Source organism: Nonomuraea sp. NPDC049129 (assembly GCF_040648495.1).
Taxonomy (GTDB): Bacteria; Actinomycetota; Actinomycetes; order Streptosporangiales; family Streptosporangiaceae; genus Nonomuraea.
The window spans coordinates 686,372-705,859 of sequence record NZ_JBEZDU010000003.1; the positions used below are offsets into that span (position 1 = coordinate 686,372).

Annotated in this window: 19 protein-coding genes; 9 read left to right on the forward strand and 10 right to left on the reverse strand. The window is 70.1% G+C overall.

The window, feature by feature from the left end:
- Nucleotides 1-18 precede the first annotated feature (18 nt).
- On the forward strand, nucleotides 19-1,437 hold the full coding sequence (locus AB0B64_RS12760; RefSeq protein WP_358176879.1) for an amidase: 1,419 nt from the start codon (nucleotides 19-21) through the stop codon (nucleotides 1,435-1,437).
- An 80-nt stretch (nucleotides 1,438-1,517) separates the two neighbouring features.
- Nucleotides 1,518-1,904: a YkvA family protein gene (locus AB0B64_RS12765; RefSeq protein ID WP_357937847.1), complete on the forward strand. Its 387-nt coding sequence runs from the start codon at nucleotides 1,518-1,520 to the stop codon at nucleotides 1,902-1,904.
- Here the strand turns inward: AB0B64_RS12765 and AB0B64_RS12770 are convergent.
- The 3 genes from AB0B64_RS12770 to AB0B64_RS12780 all read right to left on the reverse strand — a co-directional run bounded on the left by AB0B64_RS12770 (nucleotide 1,901) and on the right by AB0B64_RS12780 (nucleotide 4,805).
- Nucleotides 1,901-3,097, reverse strand: coding sequence for an amidohydrolase family protein (locus AB0B64_RS12770; RefSeq protein WP_357937844.1), 1,197 nt, complete (start codon nucleotides 3,095-3,097; stop codon nucleotides 1,901-1,903). The genes AB0B64_RS12765 and AB0B64_RS12770 overlap by 4 nt on opposite strands.
- Before the next feature lie 162 nt (nucleotides 3,098-3,259).
- Entirely contained in the window at nucleotides 3,260-4,009 is a 750-nt protein-coding gene (locus tag AB0B64_RS12775; RefSeq protein ID WP_357937841.1) for a tyrosine-protein phosphatase, read from the reverse strand.
- Nucleotides 4,010-4,019: 10 nt separating this feature from the next.
- Nucleotides 4,020-4,805 carry an SURF1 family protein gene (locus AB0B64_RS12780; RefSeq protein WP_358176882.1) on the reverse strand — a complete coding sequence of 262 codons (786 nt, stop codon included), beginning with the start codon at nucleotides 4,803-4,805 and terminating at the stop codon, nucleotides 4,020-4,022.
- Between the two features lie 164 nt (nucleotides 4,806-4,969).
- Between AB0B64_RS12780 and AB0B64_RS12785 the strand changes: the two genes are divergently transcribed.
- The gene (locus AB0B64_RS12785; protein WP_358176885.1) at nucleotides 4,970-5,629 is read left to right on the forward strand and encodes a VC0807 family protein; all 660 of its coding nucleotides are present in this window, start codon (nucleotides 4,970-4,972) and stop codon (nucleotides 5,627-5,629) included.
- Here the strand turns inward: AB0B64_RS12785 and AB0B64_RS12790 are convergent.
- On the reverse strand, nucleotides 5,626-6,093 hold the full coding sequence (locus tag AB0B64_RS12790) for a helix-turn-helix domain-containing protein (RefSeq protein ID WP_357937832.1): 468 nt from the start codon (nucleotides 6,091-6,093) through the stop codon (nucleotides 5,626-5,628). The genes AB0B64_RS12785 and AB0B64_RS12790 overlap by 4 nt on opposite strands.
- Before the next feature lie 60 nt (nucleotides 6,094-6,153).
- On the opposite strand from AB0B64_RS12790, the gene AB0B64_RS12795 reads away from it, so the two are divergent.
- Together AB0B64_RS12795 and AB0B64_RS12800 are read left to right on the forward strand one after the other, a co-directional pair.
- Nucleotides 6,154-6,636 (forward strand): GNAT family N-acetyltransferase, encoded by a 483-nt coding sequence (locus AB0B64_RS12795; RefSeq protein WP_358176888.1) that lies wholly within the window; start codon nucleotides 6,154-6,156, stop codon nucleotides 6,634-6,636.
- Between the two features lie 26 nt (nucleotides 6,637-6,662).
- Nucleotides 6,663-7,253, forward strand: coding sequence for a TetR/AcrR family transcriptional regulator (locus AB0B64_RS12800; protein WP_225302223.1), 591 nt, complete (start codon nucleotides 6,663-6,665; stop codon nucleotides 7,251-7,253).
- On the opposite strand, the gene AB0B64_RS12805 is transcribed toward AB0B64_RS12800, so the two are convergent.
- Complete coding sequence (locus AB0B64_RS12805; RefSeq protein ID WP_357937826.1) at nucleotides 7,207-7,551, reverse strand: hypothetical protein; 345 nt, start codon at nucleotides 7,549-7,551, stop codon at nucleotides 7,207-7,209. The genes AB0B64_RS12800 and AB0B64_RS12805 overlap by 47 nt on opposite strands.
- A 144-nt stretch (nucleotides 7,552-7,695) precedes the next feature.
- Here AB0B64_RS12805 and AB0B64_RS12810 point away from each other — a divergent pair, with 144 nt between their 5' ends.
- A complete protein-coding gene (locus AB0B64_RS12810; protein WP_358176891.1) occupies nucleotides 7,696-9,105 on the forward strand; it encodes a class I SAM-dependent methyltransferase in 1,410 nt (469 codons plus the stop codon).
- Nucleotides 9,106-9,390: 285 nt separating this feature from the next.
- Here the strand turns inward: AB0B64_RS12810 and AB0B64_RS12815 are convergent, their stop codons facing one another.
- The 3 genes from AB0B64_RS12815 to AB0B64_RS12825 form a co-directional block, all read right to left on the reverse strand.
- Nucleotides 9,391-12,414, reverse strand: coding sequence for a BTAD domain-containing putative transcriptional regulator (locus AB0B64_RS12815; RefSeq protein WP_358176894.1), 3,024 nt, complete (start codon nucleotides 12,412-12,414; stop codon nucleotides 9,391-9,393).
- Nucleotides 12,415-12,666: 252 nt separating this feature from the next.
- Complete coding sequence (locus tag AB0B64_RS12820; protein WP_225302219.1) at nucleotides 12,667-13,314, reverse strand: GNAT family protein; 648 nt, start codon at nucleotides 13,312-13,314, stop codon at nucleotides 12,667-12,669.
- Nucleotides 13,315-13,455: 141 nt separating this feature from the next.
- Nucleotides 13,456-14,742: a pyridoxal phosphate-dependent aminotransferase gene (locus AB0B64_RS12825; RefSeq protein WP_357937817.1), complete on the reverse strand. Its 1,287-nt coding sequence runs from the start codon at nucleotides 14,740-14,742 to the stop codon at nucleotides 13,456-13,458.
- 79 nt (nucleotides 14,743-14,821) lie between these two features.
- Between AB0B64_RS12825 and AB0B64_RS12830 the strand changes: the two genes are divergently transcribed.
- Nucleotides 14,822-15,757 carry a LysR family transcriptional regulator gene (locus tag AB0B64_RS12830; RefSeq protein ID WP_357937814.1) on the forward strand — a complete coding sequence of 312 codons (936 nt, stop codon included), beginning with the start codon at nucleotides 14,822-14,824 and terminating at the stop codon, nucleotides 15,755-15,757.
- A gap of 12 nt (nucleotides 15,758-15,769) precedes the next feature.
- Nucleotides 15,770-16,441 carry a ribonuclease HII gene (locus AB0B64_RS12835; RefSeq protein ID WP_357937811.1) on the forward strand — a complete coding sequence of 224 codons (672 nt, stop codon included), beginning with the start codon at nucleotides 15,770-15,772 and terminating at the stop codon, nucleotides 16,439-16,441.
- 116 nt (nucleotides 16,442-16,557) lie between these two features.
- Here AB0B64_RS12835 and AB0B64_RS12840 read toward each other — a convergent pair whose 3' ends face one another.
- Entirely contained in the window at nucleotides 16,558-17,574 is a 1,017-nt protein-coding gene (locus AB0B64_RS12840; protein WP_357937808.1) for a CU044_5270 family protein, read from the reverse strand.
- A gap of 1 nt (nucleotide 17,575) precedes the next feature.
- Nucleotides 17,576-18,127 carry an RNA polymerase sigma factor gene (locus AB0B64_RS12845; RefSeq protein WP_357937805.1) on the reverse strand — a complete coding sequence of 184 codons (552 nt, stop codon included), beginning with the start codon at nucleotides 18,125-18,127 and terminating at the stop codon, nucleotides 17,576-17,578.
- Between the two features lie 202 nt (nucleotides 18,128-18,329).
- On the opposite strand from AB0B64_RS12845, the gene AB0B64_RS12850 reads away from it, so the two are divergent.
- Entirely contained in the window at nucleotides 18,330-19,310 is a 981-nt protein-coding gene (locus AB0B64_RS12850; RefSeq protein WP_357937802.1) for an LLM class flavin-dependent oxidoreductase, read from the forward strand.
- Nucleotides 19,311-19,488: the final 178 nt, after the last annotated feature.

Consider the following 19,488-nt stretch of genomic DNA (forward strand, 5'->3'; position numbering starts at 1 on the left):
GCAGGCCGGGAGGATGCGATGGACGACGTACTGAGGTCTGACGCGATCGAGCAGGCCGCGGCCGTCCGCGACGGGCGGGTGTCGCCGCGCGAGCTGGTCGAGGCGGCGATCGCCCGGATCGAGGCGTACGACGGCGAGCTGAACGCGGTGATCCACCGGCGGTTCGAGCGGGCGCTGGCCGAGCTCGACGCCATCCCCGCCGACGCGCCCTTCCGTGGTGTGCCGATCCTGTTGAAGGACCTGGGCTGGCCGCAGTCGGGTGAGCCGTACGGCGCGGGTTCACGGACGCTCGACGGCGTCGTGGTCAAGGAGGACGGATACGGTACGGCCCGGCTGCGGGCCGCTGGGTTCGTCGTGCTGGGCCGTACCAACACTCCCGAGTTCGGCAGCACGATCACCACCGAGCCCGTGGCGTACGGACCCACGCGCAACCCCTACGACCCGGCCTACTCCGCGGGTGGGTCGAGCGGCGGGTCGGCGGCCGCGGTCGCGGCCGGGATGGTGGCGCTGGCCACGGCCAGCGACGGCGGCGGCTCGATCCGCATCCCGGCGGCCCTGTGCGGGCTGGTGGGGCTCAAACCGACCCGGGGGCGCTCCAGCGCGGGACCGTCGGCCGGCGAGGGCTGGAGCGGCTTCTCGTGCCCGGGATTCGTCAGCAGGAGCGTGCGCGACACCGCGGCGGCGCTCGACCTCGTGTCCGGCTACGTGCCGGGCGATCCCTACGACGCCCCACGCCTGCCGCGACCGCTCGCCGAGGAGGTCGGCGCGGACCCGGGACGGCTGCGCGTCGGCTTCGTCGCCACGCACCCGAGAGACGACGTGCCGGCGGTCGCCGAGCTGACCGAGGCGGTCGAGGGGGCCGCCGCCCTGCTGGCGGCGCTCGGGCACGACGTGGCTCCCGGCTGCCCCGACGCGCTCGGCGACCCGGACTTCCCCGCCCACTTCGGCGCCATCGTGGCGAACAACCTGGCCGCGGAGATCGAGAACGTCGGCGTCTGGCGCGGCAAGCCGGTCGAGCTGGAGGAGCTGGAGCCGCGCAACGCCGCCATGGTCGGCGCCGGGCGCGGGCACAGCGCGGCCGCCCACATCCTGGCCACCCAGTGGATCGACGGGTTCCGCAGGCGGATGGCCGCGTGGTGGGCGTCGGGGTACGACCTGCTGCTGATGCCGTCTCTCGGCGTCGCGCCGTTCCCGCTCGGGTGGATCCCGCCGGACGACCTGAGCACCGCGTTCGGCAGGACCGCGCACGCCGTGTCCTACACCGCGCCGGTCAACGCGACAGGCCAGCCCTCGATCTCGCTGCCGCTGCACCGGAACGCGGCGGGCCTGCCCGTGGGCGTCCAGCTGGTGGCCGCGGCCGGGCGGGAGGACCTGCTGGTCAGGGTCGCGGCACAGATCGAGGCCGCCCGGCCGTTCGAGCACGCCGCACTGCGCTGACCATCAGAGGGCCGAGCCTCGGGAACTCGGTTCCGGCCGTGACGCGTTATGTCGTGAGAGGCCCGGGTATGAGGAGCGACATGATGGCGAAGGCAGGACGGGCTGCGGCGGCCTGGCGTACATACCGTGAAGTGAGCAAGCCCGGCACGCCGGGCTTGATGGCCAGGTTACGAGCGATCCCGCGCATGATCGGCGCCGTGATGCGCGGGGAGTACGACGGCATGGGCAAGAGCAAGCTGGCGCTGATGGGGTTCGGCGTGATCTACATGATCTCGCCGATCGACCTGGTGCCGGACTTTCTCGTGCTCATCGGTGTCGTGGACGACTTCGGGGTCTTCCTCTGGCTGATCGCCTCGTTGCTCGGCGAGAGCGGACGCTACGTGGACTGGGAGCGCGCGACCATCCAGGGAAGCGTCCAGGGCAAGCTCGACGACGGGCTTGGTCCCAAGCGACCGCGCCGCCGCTAGAACTCCTCCATCCGCAGCCAGGCTCGTGACGGCAGCGGGTGGCCGAACAACCGGGCGGCGTTGCCGTAGGCGACCCTGGCGATGTCGGCGGGCGGAAGCGTGCCGAGGTTCTGGGCCACCGCCTGCTGGGTGTCGGGCCAGGTCGAGTCGGAGTGCGGGTAGCCGCTCTCCTGCAGCACATGGTCGAGGCCGACCGCCAGGCGCACCCCCGACAGGGAGTGGTCGTCGAGGGTGCCGAAGTAGAAGTTGCGGCGCAGCACCTCGCTGGGCTTGAGGCCGCCGTCCCACTGCGCCTCGCCCGCGACGGGGTGATCCAGCGCGTAGTCGGCCCGCGCGGCCAGCATCGGCAGCCAGCCCACGCCGCCCTCCACGATGAGGATGCGCAGGTTGGGGTAGCGCAGCGGGAGCCCGGACCAGAGCCAGTCGGCGCAGGCGAACATCGCGCTGGTCGGCATCAGCGTGGTGATCGCCTCGATGGGCGTGTCGGGCGAGGGCACCGGCGACCAGCTGGAGCCACCGGTGTGCAGGCAGACGACGGTGCCGGTCTCCTCGCAGGCGGCGAAGAACGGATCCCAGTGGCCGCTGTGGATCGACGGCAGCCGCAGCCGGGTCGGGAACTCGGGGAAGACCACGGCCTTGAAGCCGCGCGCCGCGTTGGCCCTGATCTCCTTGGCGGCGAGGTCGGGGTCGGGCAGCCAGGGCAGCTGCAGGCCGATGATGCGCTCGGGGTAGGTGCCCGCCCAGACGTCGATGTGCCAGTCGTTCCACGCCTTGACCAGGGCGAGGCCGAGCTCCTGGTCGCGGGTCCTGGCGAACGGCATGCCCGACTGGCCGGCCAGCATGCCGGGGAAGCAGAGCGCCGCCCAGATGCCGGCCAGGTCCATGTCCTCGATGCGGGCCTCGATGTCGTGGCAGCCGGGGCGCATGTGCTCGAACCTGACCGGGTCGAGCGTCCACTGCTCGCGGGGCAGACCGGCGCCCACGTCGAGCCCGGCACACGGGTATGTGGCGCCGCCGTAGCGCCAGACTTGGTGACCGCCCTCCGTCTCCACGACCTTTGGCGCGACCTCGGCGTATTTCTCCGCGAGCCGGCCTTCGAAAAGGTCTGGCGGCTCGATCAGGTGATCGTCGGCGGAGATGATCACATAGTCGCGCCGCCTCGGATCCGGATCGGGGAGCAGCGGCGTAGTCACGCAGGTAACCGTACGACGGCCGCATAACGTCGAACAAGCTGCGACGTCTCCGTTGGGTATCCACTATGCCCGAGGACCCGGGATCGCTGGGAGGGGGATGTGGCGACCCCGGGCCATGAGGTCCGCTTTGTGAGGTTGCTGCTCTGCGAACCCCGGTGCCGCCTACCCACCGGAGATCGGTTCAGTCCGGGACAGAAGACTCTTCTGCAGCTCTTCGATGATCCCCGCGTCGACCTGCAAGACGTCCGTACAGTACTTCGCGACCGAGCCGTGCCGGGCGGTCAGATCGGCGAGGAACAACCGCATCGCCTCGGCCGGAGCCACCCCGAAACCGGGCCATCGGGTGGCGTTCGGATGCCGGCGCTGCCAGCTCGCGATGAAGCGCTCGGTGGCCAGGCCCGTTAACGCGTAATCGTCGATGATGTCCTCGTCCGCCACGCCGACGAGGCTCAGGATGAGCGCGGTGAGCAGCCCGGTGCGGTCCTTGCCCGCCGCGCAGTGCACGACCACGGGCGCGCTGCCGGACTGGGAGATCGTCTCGATGGCCGACCGGAGATTGTCGATCCCGTCCTCGGTCACCTCGAGGTAGCGGTCGGCGAGGTATCTCCCGACGCCCAGCCGGTCGTCGTAGGTGTTGATGTCCCAGCGGCGGCCCTCGATGGGCAGGTTGCGGTAGTCGAGCCCGTCGGAGTCGGGAACCCGCCCGGTCCGCTCCACCTCGAAGGGATGGCGCAGGTCGATGACGGTCCGCACCTTGAGGGCCTGGAACGTGATGAGATCGTCTCCCGCCAGCCAGCCGAGTGAGTCGGCACGATAGAGCCGTTGCCACCGGACGGTTTGCCCGTCCTTTGCGGCATATCCACCTACGTCACGAAAGTTGTAGATACTTGCGAACTCTATGTGGCGGATCACCCTATCCAGCTTAATTGCTGGGCGCCCCGACTTCCTGGGCCGGCGCGTTCGCCGCGGCCTTCCTGTCGGCCACCTCGCGCCGGATGAGCAGGATCCAGCCACCGATGGCCACGCCGATGAACAGCCACCACTGCACGCCGTAGGCGAGGTTGAGGCCGCCCCCGGCGCCCACGTCGGGCGCGGGCACCGGGGCGGGCGCGGCGGCCGCCGCCGGCTGCTGCTTGGTCAGCTCCACATAACCGCCCATGAGCTGGTACGGCAGCGCCTTGCCGATCTTCCCGGTGTCGATGAGCAACACCTGACCGGGTGGCAGACCGGCGCGCTCCTTGACTCCGGCCGTCGCCTCGGTCTCGCTGAGACGTAGCCTCCCGGTGACAGTTACCTGACCCGTCGGTGGCGGCGGCACCTCAGGAGGCGCGTCGGCGCTCGCCCCGGCCTTCACCCATCCGCGGTTGACGAGCACGGCCTGACCCGGACCGGTGACCAGCGGGGTCAGCACGTAGAAGCCCAGCTGTCCCTCCTGCGGCCGCCTGCGCACCACCAGCGCGTGGCTGGTGTCGTAGCTCCCCGAAGCCGTGACCGTCCTGAACCGGTCGGCCTCCCGCGCCCCTTTGCCCATCAGGGTCTCTACGGGCACGGGACCGGCCGCCAGGTTCGCGGTGACCTGCGTGCTGTTGGCCGACCGCTCCTCGAAGCGCCCGAACTGCCACCGGCCCAGGAACACGAAGGCCGGGATCACCAGCAGCACCACGATGTGGAGCGAGATCCAGCGGGGCGTGAGAAGGAACCGGTACACCCCTCAAGGGTAGGCACCGGGGCCGGTGCTCCTTCACCTGGCTCGGTCTGCCGGAGCGTGACCGAATCGCAATCTGGTCGAAACACTTACCGAACGGCGCTTCATCGCGTACGGTCGGGATTCGTCCGATCAGCTCCCCCTTCAGAGAGCGCCTCCAAAGCCATATGACCGTGCTTGCCGCGCCGTCCGAGGCGCCCGCGTTCGAGCTGCCCCGGTTCGGCCGTCTGGTGCGCCACGCCGTGCCCCGTGTGTTCGAGGGCATGATCCTGCCCGTCGCCGTCTTCTACGTCGGGATGATCCTCTCCGGGATCACCGGCGGGATCGTGGTGGCCGTGGCCTGGGTGTACGGGGGTGTGGTCTGGCGGCTGGCCAGGCGCAGGGCGGTGCCGGGGGCGGTGCTGCTGGCCGCGGGCACGGTCACCGTCAGGGCGGTGCTGGCGCTGCTGTCCGGCAGTGCGGTGATCTTCTTCCTGCAGCCGACCCTGGGCGTCTTCTGCGCGAGCGCCGGGTTCCTGGCGACCGCCCGGCTGCGCCGGCCGCTGGCGCAGCGGGTGGCGGAGGATCTGGTGCCGCTGCCGGAGCACGTGATCGAGCGGCCGGTGATGCGGCGCTTCTTCGCCAGGCAGTCGCTGGTGTGGGGATGCGCGCAGTTCGGCAACGCCTCGCTCAGCCTCTGGCTGCTGCTCAGCCAGACGATCCAGACGTACCTCATCGTGCGCACCGCGGCCGTCGCGGTGCTGCTGTCGGGGGCGGCGCTGCTGACGCTGATCGACTTCCGCTGGTGCCTGCGCGTCCTCCAGCGCGACACTGCCGCTGGGATTTAGGCGGACTTCAGCTCGGCGCCTGAGCCGGGGAGCGCCGTCACCTCGCGGGGGCCCGCGACCTCGTGACCCTCGGCGCAGCGGAAGTGCTGCTCGATGGGCGCCCCGCAGTCGCGGTGGGTCAGCAGCACGGGTGGCCCCTCGTTGCCGGCCAGGTATTTGTCGCCCCAGTGCATGAGCGCCACGAGCAGGGGATAGAGGTCGCGCCCTTTGTCGGTCAGGCGGTATTCGTCACGCTGGCGCTGGCCGGGCTCGCGATAGGGCTCCTTGCGCAGCAGGCCCTCGTCTACCAGCCGCGCCAGTCGCGCGCTGAGCACCTGCCGGGGCGCCCCGGTGATCGCCTGCATGTCGGCGAACCGCCGGACGCCGCGGAACGCCTCGCGCAGCACCAGGAAGGTCCACTTCTCCCCAACGATGTCCAAGGTGCGCTCGATGGAGCAGTTGTTCACCTGGAATGCCACGTTCATGCGCCATATCATACCTGAGTTCAATTGACAGACCCAGGAAAATCAGGGGAAGCTGAGTTCATGCTCGGAACTCAGATCCGGCCCGCCCGGCCCGACGACGCCGAACGGCTCCGGCGCTTCCTCGCCCGGCTGTCCCTACACACGCAGACCCTGCGCTTCTTCACCGGCATCGGCACCCCGGCCGCCAGCATGGTGCGGGTGCTCATCGCGTTGGACGACCACAGAGACGCCCTGGTCGCCACCCTGGACGGCGAGATCATCGGCCACGCCATGAGCTACCGGGGCGGCGCGGCCGACGTCGAGATCGCCGTCGTGGTCGCCGACGAGTGGCAGGGCAAAGGGCTCGGGCCGTACTTGATCGACGTGCTGCTGTTCAGGGCCGCGGTGCGGGGGGCGAAGACGGTCGGCATGGACGTACTGGGGGAGAACAGGCGGGTGCTCCGGATGATCCGCAGGCTCTGGCCGGACGCTCAGATGAAGGTGACTTCCGGATCGGTCGAGGTGACCGCTAGGATCCAACGGGCGGAGGTATTTGCGGAATAAGGTTCTGTTGCTCCACCATTGACAGTGTGAAGAGTGCCAAGAACGGACGCGACGGACGCACCCGCATCATTGACGGTGCCCTGCGCCGATTCAGCCAGGACGGGGTGTCGGCCACCACGCTGGCCAGCCTCCGTGAGGAAAGCGGCGTAAGCGTCGGCAGCTTCTACCACCACTTCGCCAGCAAGGAACACGTCTTCGGCGTCCTCTACGCGGAGATCCTCACCGCCTATCAGGCGGCCTTCCTCGCCGAGCTGGTCAGCCACGAGGAGGCCCGCGACGGCATCGAGGCCGTCGTGGCGCTGCACATGCGGTGGGCCGGTGAGCACCCGGAGCGCGCGAGACTCCTGGTCAGCGAGCGCCCGCCGCGCAAGAACGAGCCGGGTGGCGCCGAGGTGGCGGAGGCCAGGCGTGCCTTCTTCCGCCAGGTGTCCGACTGGTGGCGGCCGCACATGAAGAACGGCCGGCTCCAGGTCGTACACCCGACCATGTGTTACGTGCTGTGGCTCGGACCGGCGCAGGAGATGTGCCGTCTGTGGTTCGCCGGCGCCCACACGCCGACGGAGGAGGAGATCAAAGGGCTCGGTGAGGCCGCCTGGCAGAGCCTGCGGCAGCGCTAGAGAGCGGCCTGATCCGCGATGGCACGCGCCAGCAGGCCGCGTCGAGCGAGATGTCCAGGCGCAGATCGCCACGCTGCCTGCGCAGCCCTGGCACGCGCACCCGCGCGTGCACGTCGAACCGGCCCCGGCAGGGGTAGCCGAATCCCAGCTCTCCCGGCAGCACTCGCAGGTCGTCGCGGTTGCCGCAGCTGGGGCAGGTCCATGAGACCAGGTCCAGCCCGCGGTTGTAGTCGGAGCAGGCGCGGAAGTAGTCGTCGGGCCAGAAACGGGACTCGCAGGCCAGGCAAGGGATCTGCATTGATCCGCTCCTCTTCTAACACCGAGCGTGGGTCTTCATAGAGATATCGTGGCCCACTTGCAAAACGCTTGGACGTTTCGGTAACAGTATGATTACTGTGGGTATCGGATCATGCGCGGGATTCTGCGGTGAAAGGATGGTCTCGTGGAACGACTGCGCGAGCACCTCCTCGAGACCGGCTACTCGATCGACGGCGTCCGCGATCGGCTGGGCGTCATGGCGGCCTCGGCCCTGTCCCGTGAGGAGCTGGTCCCGGCGCTGCGCGCCACGGCCGGCGACGACCCGCTGGCCGCGCTGATCCGGCTCTGGTGGCTCGGCGCCGCCGTTCCGGCCGCGCGGTTCCCGGGCGAGGTTCTCGACGAGGCCCTCGCGTCGGGCCTGGTCGCCGCCGAGGGCGAGCACGTACGCGCCACCGTGCACCTCCAGCCCTGGGAGACCGGCGGCTACGTCGTCTCCGATCGCAAGGTACGGCCCGGCGACCCGGCGCTGCGCCCCGACCACGTCGTGGGCGCGGGCGGCGCCTCGGCCAACCTGGCCCAGCTCGTCACCCGCCGCCCGGTCCACCGGGCCCTCGACCTCGGCACGGGCTGCGGCGTACAGGTGCTGCACCTGGCGGACCGCGTCGACGAGATCGTGGCCACCGACCTCAACCCCCGCGCGCTGGAGCTGGCCCGGCTGAGCTGGCGGCTGTCCGGGATCGACTGGGTGGACGCCCGCGCCGGCTCCCTGTTCGAGCCGGTCGAGGGGGAGCTGTTCGACCTCGTCGTCTCCAACCCGCCGTTCGTCATCTCGCCCGGCGGCGAGCTGACCTATCGCGAGACGGGCGCCGACGGAGACGCGTTCTGCCGCGATCTCGTACGACAGACCCCCCGCTTCCTCAATCCGGGCGGCCAGGCCCATTTCCTGGCCAATTGGCTGCACGTGGCGGACGAGGACTGGCGCGACCGGGTCGGCGGCTGGCTCGGCGAGACCGGCTGCGACGCCTGGGTGGTCCAGCGGGACGTGCAGGACCCGGCCGAATATGTGGAGCTGTGGCTGCGGGACGCCGCCGTACAGGGCACCCCCGGCTACACCGAGCACTACGACCGCTGGCTGGCCTGGTTCGACGAGCACAAGGTGCGGGGCATCGGCTTCGGCTGGATCACCATGCGCAACGCGGGCACGCTCGACCCGGTGGTCCGCGTGGAGCAGCTCACCCACCAGGTCACGCTGCCCGTCGGCGACTACGTCGACGGCGTGCTCGACTCGATCGCGACCGCCCACCGGGTGCAGTTCCTCGACTCGGCCCACCTGCGGACCGTGGCGGGCCTGCTGGACGAGCGCATCGGCCTGCCGGGCGCGGAAGACCCCATGCGCATCGTGCTGCGCCAGACGGACGGCCTACGCCGCAGCAGGGAGGTCGGCACCGTCGAGGCGGCCCTGGCGGGCGTCTGCGACGGCGACCTCGCCCTCGGCCCGCTGCTCAACGTCATCGCCGAGCTGGTCGGCGACGGGGAGATCCTGCACCCCGACGCCATCCGGCCGCTCATCGCCGAGGGTTATTTCCTGCTTTGATCGGCCGTTGATCGGATGTTGACCCCTCGGGTGGAGGCTTCTCACCAAGACACGAGCCCGGGGGGTTCGAGGCTCGTGTCGGGTCCGGCCGGTCGTCGATGTGAGGCGGCTAGCCGTTACGCGGAGCATCCGGATAACCGGGCCCCCTAGCGACGCGTGACGGTCAGATGGCCGGCCGGGCTAGCAATCCGCGCCACAGGCACGCATCACGGGGGATCCGTGACTCCCAAAGGGACAGCCTTGATCAACCATGTGTGGATGACACGTCTGGACGACGAGCTGTACTCAGGGCTCGACGGGACCGGCGACCGTATCGACGACAGGACTGACGACCGGCTCGATGTTGGAACCAACGATCGCGGCCTTGTCGAGACGGACCTTGAGGTCGTCGGCCTCGGGAGCGCCGAGCAGCGAGAAGATCTCGAAGGCCTGCCGTAGGCAGTCGTGACTCCTCGTGGCACTGCCCAGACCTTCGAGCGCCTCGCCGAGCACCATCAGCGAGAGCGCCTCGCCATAGGGATGGCCGATCTCTCTCGACACCACCAGCGCCTCCTCCGCGTGCCGTACGGCATCGGGGTAGCGCTTGGCGGCGATGAACGTCTCGGCGAGCCGGGAGCAGACCCGCTGCTCCCACACGCGCTGCTTGCTGGCCCGGAAGAAGGCCAGGCACTCGGCGTGGTGGTGGACGGCCTCGGTGATGCGGCCGACCCGCGACAGGACGATGCCCAGGTGGTAGCGGGCGCGGGCGGTGCCGGCGCCGCTGCCGATCTCGGTGAAGATGGCCAGGCCCTTCTCCGCCGCGGCGATCGCGTCCTCGGGGCGGCCGAGGCCGAGATGGTCGCGGGCCGAGTAGCTGAGCACGAGGGCCTCGCCGGCCGGTACGCCGTTCTCGCGATACCAGCGCATGGCCGACTCGAACCAGGTCAGCGCCTCGGCGTGGCGGCGCTGCCGGCCCACGACGACGGCCAGCGCGTTCATCACCTCGCCGGTGACGACCTTCTCCGCGCGTTCGACCGAGAGCTCGTGCACGATCCTGAACTGCTCCTCGGCCTGCGTGAGCTTGTTGCTCGCGAACAGCACCCGGCCGAGCACGTAGCGGGCGCGCAGCTCGCTGCCGGCGTCGCCGATGCGCTTGGCGGTGGCCAGCACGGCCCGCGTGCCCTGGTCGAACTCGCGGGTGTGGGTGCCCGACTCCAGCAGCGGCTCCATGGCCACCAGCAGGTCACCGGCGGGCAGCAGCGGCTCGGGGGCACGGGCGGTGGCGGCGGCCTGGTTGATCGCGGCGAACAGCGAGTCGCCCTCGGCGACCAGCCAGGCGACGGCCTCGTTGACGCTGTTGAAGGAGAGCCCGCTGCCGTCCACCTGGAGGTTGTCGGCGATCATGCTGCCCTCATAGGCCAGCCGGTGCGCCGACTGGGCGGAGGCCAGGTAGAACCCGAGCAGCCGCCGCAGCGCCATCGTGCGGGCCTGCGGCCGTTCGGACTTCTCCAGCGTCCGCCGGGCGAACAACTTGAGCAGGTCGTGGAAGCGGTAACGGCCCGGCGCGGGCGCCTCCAGCAGGCTGGCGTCGACCAGCGACTCCAGCAGGTCCTCGCTGGCGAACGCGCTCATCGACAGTACGGCGGCCGCCGCTCCGACCGAGAAGTCGGGCCCGTTGGGCAGCGACAGCAGCCGGAACGCGCGGGCTTGGGCGGTGTCCAGCTGCCCGTAGCCGAGCGCGAACGTCGCCTCGACCGCCAGGTTGCCCACCCGCATCTCGTCCAGACGGCGCTGCTCGTCGGCCAGCCTGGGCACCAGCGAGGCGACCGTCCACGAGGGACGCGCGGCCAGCCGGGCCGCCACGATCCGTACGGCCAGCGGCAGGAACCCGCAGGCGGCGACCACGTCCATGGCGGCGCCGTGCTCGGCCGCCACCCGCTCGGTCCCGGCCACCGAGGCGAACAGCGTCAGGGCCTCGTCCGGGTCCATCACGTCCAGGTCGAACAGCCGGGCCGAAGGCAGATCGGCCAGCTTGTGGCGGCTGGTGACGATGGCCGCGCAGCCCGACGAGCCGGGCAGCAGCGGGACGACCTGCTCGGCGTTGTGGGCGTTGTCGAGCAGTACGAGGATGCGCCGTTCGGCCAGCAGCGACCGGTAGAGCGCGGACCGCTCGGCCAGCCGCTCCGGGATGACGTCGGAGGGCACGCCCAGCGCGCGCAGGAACGCGCCCAGCGCCGACTCGGGCCCGGTCGCCTCGTCGGTGTAGCCGCGCAGGTCGGCGTACAGCTGACCGTCGGGGAACAGGTCGTCGGCCGCGTGCGCCACGTGCACGGCCAGGGTGGTCTTGCCCACCCCGCCGATCCCGCAGATCGCGGCCACCGGCACGCCCTCGGCCGGCTTCGACGACAGCAGCGTGCGCAGCCGCCCGGCGATGTCCATGCGCCCGGTGAAGTCGCTCACGGCGGCGGGCAGCTGGGCGGGGCGGGGCAGTTCGAGCGTCGGCGCCCGTTCCTCCGGCGCTTCCTCCTCGGCCACCTCGGTCACGGCCAGCGTGGGGTCGGCGCTCAGGATGCGCTGGTGCAGCGCGGTCAGCTCGGGGCCGGGCTCGATGCCCAGCTCCTCGATCAGCGCATCGCGCGTCTCGGTGAAGACAGCCAGCGCGTCACCCTGCCGGCCGCACCGGTAGTAGGCCAGCATCAGCTGGGCGCGCAGCCGCTCACGCAGCGGATGCTCGCCCGTCAGCGCGATCAGCTCGGACACGACCGCGGCGTGCTCGCCCAGCTCCAGGTCCAGGTCCATGAGCGTCTCGACCACACTGATCCGGCGCTCGACCAGCCGGTCACGCTGATGCTCGGTGTACGGCCCGACGGCCCCGGCCAGCGGCTCGCCCTCGAACAGCGACAACGCGGCCCGCAGACCATCGGCGGCCTCCCGCGGCCTGCCGGCCCGGCGCGCGGCCTCGGCCTCATGGATGCCGCGCTCGAACCGGGTCAGGTCCAGCGAATCGTCGGGCAGCCGCAGCGCGTACCCCCGGCCGACGGAGGTCAGCAGCTCGGGCCGCGAACGGGCCGCCCGGCCGGGCTCCAGGACCGTGCGCAACCTGGAGACGTACGTGCGCAGCGCACCGAGGGCTCGCGGCGGCGCGTCCTCGCCCCACACCGCGTCGATCATCTCGGTCGGCGTAACCGCACGGCCTTCCCGCAGGAGCAGCATGGCGAGAATGGAGCGCTGCAGCGGGGTGCCCAGGTCGAGTTCCTGGCCATCGCGCCACGCGCGGACGGGGCCGAGCATGGCGAACCTCAGCCCGCCTTCGCCGCTCTGACCAGTCATGTCGCCTGTCTCCAACGCAATGGAAAGATTTGTTACCAAATGATAGGTCCATCCTTGCGCAACAGATAGGCATCCGCCCATTCGTTAACCGAAGCGTTGATCGGCCTTTAATCGGGTGTTGAGCCACGCGGCGGATGCTGAGGGTCAACGGCGGCATGGCCCCGATAACGCGGGGGCGGCCATGACACTGGCATAAATAGGACAAGCAAGACACAGGCCCCGCCGTATGGCGGGGCCTTCACGGATGCTTCCTTATGCTGCCTCGGCCGCGAGGACAAGCCTCTGGGCCAGGCGTTCTCGAATCCCGGGCCATTCCGAGTTCAGGATCGAGTAGTACGCCGTATCTCGGACAGTGTCATCCGCGCCCCTGCATTCCGCCCGGCGTATCCCGTCGAAATGCGCGCCCAAGGCGGCTATCGCGGCCAGGGACCTGTTGTTGCGTACGTCTGACTTGAGCGTGATGCGGTGGACGTTCCACGTCTCGAAGGCGTGCGAGAGCATCAGGTACTTGCTCTCCCGGTTCGCACCCGTGCCCTGGGCGGAGGCGCCCAGCCAGGTGTAACCGATGTCGGCCACGGACGGGACCTCGCCCACCGCGCCCCGCGTACCCGGCGGCCAGGGCATGGGGCCCTGCCAGTACTCCAGGTGCATGAGACGGGTGGCACCGACCACACGGTCGGTGTTCAGCCACCGGACGGCGAAGGGCAGCGTGCGGCCCTCCGCCTGCTCAGCCAGTGCGGCCTCCACATAGGAGACCATCTCGTCCCGGCCGGCCGGGACACGGGTGAAGGCATACGTGGAGCGGTCTTCACTCGCCGCGGCGACGAGGTCGTCGATCACCGCGAGGCTGAGAGGTTCCAGGCGCACGAGGCGCCCGGACAAGGTGACAAGAGCGGGCATGAGCACATGATGGAGGCTGCTCGGTATGGGAGAGAACAGCACTCGCCCACCATTCTTTGCAGCTTGTTGCAACCTGGGTATTCATGCAGGTCAACGGGCCGATTGCGGGGTCTCCGCACCGGCCCGTGGACAAAGTTTCGCCTAACTGTGACATGGCGTCGGCACGAGCGCCGGGTGCCGTTCACGCACCGGGCTCAGCCGCGCCAGCGAGAGCTCTGTCAAGCCCATCGACAGCTGGTCCAGATTGGCCGCGATCCACGGCAGCTGGAGCGGATCGGGGCTGGTCAGCGCGGCCAGCCGCTCCTCCGTGGTGTCCCCGTAGAGCAGGCTCACCGCGACACGTACCCGCGCGGCGGTGGGATCGTCGCCGAACGCGTGGCCGGGCAGCACACCGATGCCGTGCTCCTCGAGCAGCAGCCGGGTGATCTCGGCCGAGCCGCCGAGCCGCAGGTGGCTCAGGTCCGGGTAGAGGTAGAACCCCCCCTGGGGAGTGGGCACCGACGCGCCGATCTCCGTGAACCTGTCGCGTACCGCGCGGGCGAGAGTCCCGTGCAGCCGCTGGCTGCGCAGGATGCGCTCGACCAGCTCGGGCGGGTCGGTGAAGGCGTAGGCGGCGGCTTCCTGCACGGGAGCGGCCGGGGCGGACCAGATCTCGCTCGCCACCGCGAGCAGTCTGGCGCGCAGGTCGTACGCCTCGTCGGGCAGCCTGGCCACGCCGATCCGCCAGCCGCCCAGCGCCAGGCTCTTGCTGAGCCCGGTGGTGACGACCGTGCGCTCGGGCGCCAGGTCCGCGGGCGAGGTGAACGGAAGCAGGGGGTCGTGCAGCAGGTCCCGGTAGATCTCGTCCGAGATGATGTACAGGTCGAGCTCGCGGGCGACCTCCACCAGGCGTTGGATGGTCTGCGGCGGCGCGAGGCGTCCGGTGGGGTTGTCGGGCAGCGTCACGAGCACCGAGCGGACGGTCCGGCCCTGGGCGCGAGCGTGCAGCACGGCCGAGGTCACCCGCTCCGGATCCGGTACGCCGCCCTGTCCCTGCGGGGGTGCGACCATGATCGGACGGGCGCCGACGAGGTCGGCCTGCGCCGCGTAGCTGACCCAGCTGGGCATGGGCAGGACGATGTCGCCGCCGATGGCCAGCAGCACGCCGTACAGCAGTGACTTGCTGCCGGGGCCGCAGACGACCAGTTCGGGGTCGGTGGGGAGCCCCCGTCGTGTCCAGTAGCCCGCCGCCGCGTCCCGTAGGTCGGCCGCCCCCGCGACCGGCCCGTAGCCGTTGCGCTCGGATGCGGCGACCAGCTTGTCGCGCAGCGCCGGGTGGACGGGCAGGCCGGCCTCACCGAACGCGAGGTGCAGCACCCGTTCCCCGGCGCGCCGTCTTCGCTCGATGTCTTCGTTGGTCGCCAGAGTGGCGGAGAGGGTAACCGTCATGTTTGTCACGTTCCCAGCGTGGTTGGATGAAGGCATCACCACAAGCGAGGCTTTTTGTGGGTGGGCGGAAGGAAGTCCGATGCTCGAATTGCGGCGCTTGGTGCTGATCTGCGAATTTGCCCGTCGGGGCAGCATCTCGGCGACCGCCGAGTCGTTGGGGTACAGTCCCTCCGCCGTGTCCCAGCAGCTGGCGGCCCTCGAACGTGAGACCGGAACCGCGCTGATCGACCGGACCGCGCGCAGCGCCGAGCTGACCGACGCGGGCCGCCGCCTGGTGATCCACGGCGAACGCATTCTGTCCATGGTCGAAGAGGCCGAATCCGACCTTTCGGCCCACGCGGGCACGCCGTCCGGCCGAGTGGTGGTGACCGCCTTCCCCACGGCGGCGGTCGCGTTCGCGCCCGCGCTGGCCCGCTCGCTGCGCCGCTACACCGAGCTGACGCTCAGGCTCGGCCAGAGCCGGTCGGGGCGGGGCATGCGGGAGGTGCAGGCGGGCGAGGTGGACATCGCGCTCGTCGACGACTGGTACGGCCGGGTCGGCGACAGCGACAGCCTCCGGACGTTCCCGCTGCTGAACGACCCGCTGGTGCTGGTGGTGCCGCGCAAGCACCGGCTGGCCGACCCCGAGGTGCCCCTGGACCTGCGCGAGCTGCGTGACGAGCCGTGGATGGCCACGCCGGACGGGGAGCCGTCGCGCCTCGCCGTCGACCGGCTCTTCGTGGACGTGGGCGGTACCCGGCCGACGCCGTGGGAGTTCGAAGGGCTGGGCACGATCCTGTCGCTGGTCGCCAAGGGCATCGGGATCGCCGCCGTGCCCGCGCTCGCGCTGGCCGCCGGCGTGCGCGGCATCGCCGTACGCCAGTTCCCCGGCAATCCGGTGGGCCGCGAGGTACGGGCCGTCGCGCGCGGCTCCAGCGTCCACCGGCCGTCGGTGTCGGTGACGCTGCGGGCCATCCACGTCGCCGCGCGCTATCTCGCCGCCGATCTGGATCCGGTATCGCTCGCGGAGCGATAACGTCTGGTGCCCATGGCGCCCACCTATGACATTGAGCACCTGCTGCTCTCCCAGCGCAGCACGACCACGGTCGCGGGCCTCGACGAGGTGGGCCGGGGCGCGTGGGCCGGTCCCGTGACGGTGTGCGCCGTCATCACCGACTTGTCGGACCCGCCCGCCGGGCTGACGGACTCCAAGCAGCTGTCCGCCGCCAAGCGCGGAACCGTGGCCGCTTCTCTGGAGTCCTGGGCTGTGGGCATCGGCTTCGGTGACGCCTCCCACGCCGAGGTCGACGAGCTCGGCATGACGGAGGCCCTGCGCCGCGCCGCCCGCCGCGCCCTGGCCGCCCTCCCCGTGCGGCCCGACGCGCTGATCCTCGACGGCTCGCACGACTACATCGGGGCTCCGTGGCCGGTACGCCTGGAGGTCAAGGGCGACTCGGCCAGCATCTCGGTGGCGGCGGCCTCGGTTCTGGCCAAGGTGCGGCGTGACGCGTACATGGGGACGATCGGGTGCGAGGAGTACGGGTTCGCGGACAACGCCGGTTATCCGTCACCGGTGCACCAGGAGGCGCTGGCCCGGCTGGGGCCTACAGAGCATCATCGGCTGTCGTGGTCGTACCTGGACGATCTGCCCCGCTGGCGCCACCTCAAGAGGCACCGGGACCCGGCGGTGGGTGAGGGGCAGGCGAGCCTCTTCGGTTAGTAGCGTGCAGCGGGTGGGAATCACAGACGGTCCGGCGAGTCGGTCGCCCCCGCGCATCGACTCGCGAAACCAGTGACCCTCGCGTGACAGGTGACTCCCTACTCGGCTTACTCGGCTTACTCGGCGGTGGGAGGCGACGGCTCCGCGTCCGTCCAGCCCGCGGCCAGCACCACCTCAGCCTTGGACCCCATACCCGAGGCGTGCGTGACCTCGTAGGACAGCACCATCGACGTGCTCGGATCGACGATCAGCCGGCCCCGGGTCGGCTTGTCGTGCTGGATCGGGAACGTGACCGCGACACCCGCCCTGCCCCGCGGATCCTTGGCGCCCTCCTCGACGGTGACCGTCGGCAAGTCGGCCAGCGCCCGATAGGCCGCCGCCCGTACGTCCGGCGAAACCGGCAACTCGTACAGCAGCGAAGCCAACGTGATCGGCAGACCGTCGTCGACGAAGCTCTTTTCGTCGACACCGGCCCTGATCGCCTGAAGCACCCGCTCCTTCAAAGCAGCGGGGGCGGCGGGCAGTGCCTTCACCTGCTCAAGGGTGAGGTCCTCACCGGCGAGCCGGAACCGTCCCCCCTCCTTTACGGGCGTGAGCCGGCTCTCGCCCTCCGATGTGGAGAAGCGACCGTCCTCGACCTTCCACTCGGTGGGAGCGCCGTCACGGCGCCAGGCTGCTTGGTCAAGCGGGCGCGCGGGCAGTTCCTTGAGGCCCGTCCAGGCCCGCCCGTCGTCCGAAACCCACTGCTCGACCAGCCGCGAACTCTCCAGTCGGTACGTGTTGCCGTTCTTGCCGTGCAGCTTGTCAGGACGGATCGTGTACAGCCGCTTGACGTGCCAGTACTCGCCGGTCGGAGCCGACTTGGCCTTGGTCGCGGCGGCCAGCAGGATCGAATGGCCGGAAAGCGCGGTTCGCGTGGGCTGCTCATCAGTGCGTAGGGCGGGGCCGACCACGATGGCGGCGGCCAGCGCGGCGGCGGCGGTGAGTCCCACCACGCCGGCCTTCCACGGCAGCCGACGTCTGGTACGTGCCCGCATCCTCGTTTCGACCCTGGCCTTGGCGAACGGGTCCGCGGGGAGATCGTCGTACAGGCTGCGAACCGAGGTCAGCTCCTGCGGGGTCAGTTCGTCCACGCTATGCCTCCATGGGGTTGGCGCCACCCAGAGCGGCGCGAAGCTTGGTCCTGGCACGGCTCAACCGAGATCCGACCGTGCCGTACGAGATGCCGAGCGCGACGGCGATCTCCTGGTGGGACAATCCGGCCAAAGCCATGAGCAGCAGCACGTCCCGCTCACCCTGTCCGAGTGAGGCGATGGCCGAGGCGAGAGCCGGTCGCAGGCTTTGGGCGCTGACCTGGTCCGTCACACGCTCCTCAGGTCCGGGAAAGTCGGCTCCGGGGCCGTGCCGCTGTCTGGCACGTAACGCTCTGACCTCGGATCGGCGTTGTTTGCCGACGAGATTGGTGGCGATGCCGTACAGCCAGGTCCGGACGCTGGCCCTGGTGGAGTCATAGCGCTCCCGTTTACGGAACGCCGCCAGGAATGTCTCCGCTACCACGTCCTCGGCTTGGGCCGGGCCGAGGCGTTGGGCGACATACCTGAAGATCTCCTCGAAGTAGGTGTCGAAGATGCCAGGGAAGTCGCCGAGCGACTCCTCCGGCGAACCTTCGACTCGTGCCGCTGTCATCTGGAGCCTTTCGTCAGCGGATGGCGGTCATGGGATATCACCCGCTGACGCGATTCACTTTCCATCCGGCTCCAGCCCGTACCCGAGCCCCACCACAGCCACAACGAACCCGGCTGCCCGGCCGGGGCCTGGAAGACCGATGGCAGCTACTCGTCGCCCTGAACAGTGTTCCGACCCCGAAGAATCAACCATCATCGATGGGATGAGAATCGGGATTTTTCTGATCGTGGCCCGATTTCCGGACCAGAAATCAGAGCAGGTGCTGGCGAACGCCCTCGACCTCATCGTGGCGGCCGAGGAGGCCGGGTTCGCCGATGCCTGGATCGCCGAGCACCATTTCATGTCCTACGGCGTCTGCCCCTCCGCCACCACCCTGGCGGCTGTGGCGATCGGCAGGACCAGCCGCATCGGCCTCGGCACCGCCGTGAGCGTCCTGTCCACCCAGCATCCGATCGCCCTGGCCGAACAGGCGGCCATGCTGCACCACCTGTCGGACGGCCGCTTCACGCTGGGCGTCGGGAGGGGCGGCCCGTGGGTGGACCTGGAGGTGTTCGGCACCGGGCTGGAGCGCTTCGAGCAGGGCTTCGAGGAGTCGCTGGACGTACTGCTCGCCGCGCTCTCCGGGGAGCGGGTGTCGGCGGCGGGGGAGTTCTTCAGCTTCCGTGAAGTGCCGCTGGTCCCGCCGGCCAGGCTGCGCCCGGTCCTGGCCTGCACCTCGCCGCCGACCGTGGCACTGGCCGCGAAGCGCGGCCTCCCGATGCTGCTCGGCATGCACATCGACGATCGGCAGAAGAGCGCGATGATCGCCATGTACGCCTCTCACGGGGGAACGCCTCAAGCCCACGTGGCAGCTGCCGTCGCCCACGTGGCGAACTCCACCGCCGAAGCCCGAAACGAGCTGAAGGAGTCCCTGCCGCGCTGGCTGACGCCCGGCCTGGCCGGCTATGTACCGGTGGACCACAGAGAACCACCATCACGGGATATTTCGGCATACGCAGACTTCCTGACCCGCGTCCACCCGGTCGGCTCACCGGCCCACTGCGTGGAGTCGATCCTGCGCACCTCGGAAGCCACCGGAATCCAGCACCTCATCCTCATGGTCGAGGGAATCGGCGACCATCAGCGCACTCTGGAGAACATCCGTCGCCTCGGGGAAGAGGTGCTACCTCAGGTCACCGGCTGAGGGCCGAAAGGAGGCGAATGATCGTCACTTTACGTGCTCGTGATGTAACAATGAGTGTCATGCCGTCCCCCCGACATGACACTCTCATCAAGCTGTTCGCCGATCGCCCTCAACTGGCGGTGGAGATCCTGCGTGACTTCCTGGGGGCGGACCTGCCCGCCACTCCGCTGATCCGGCG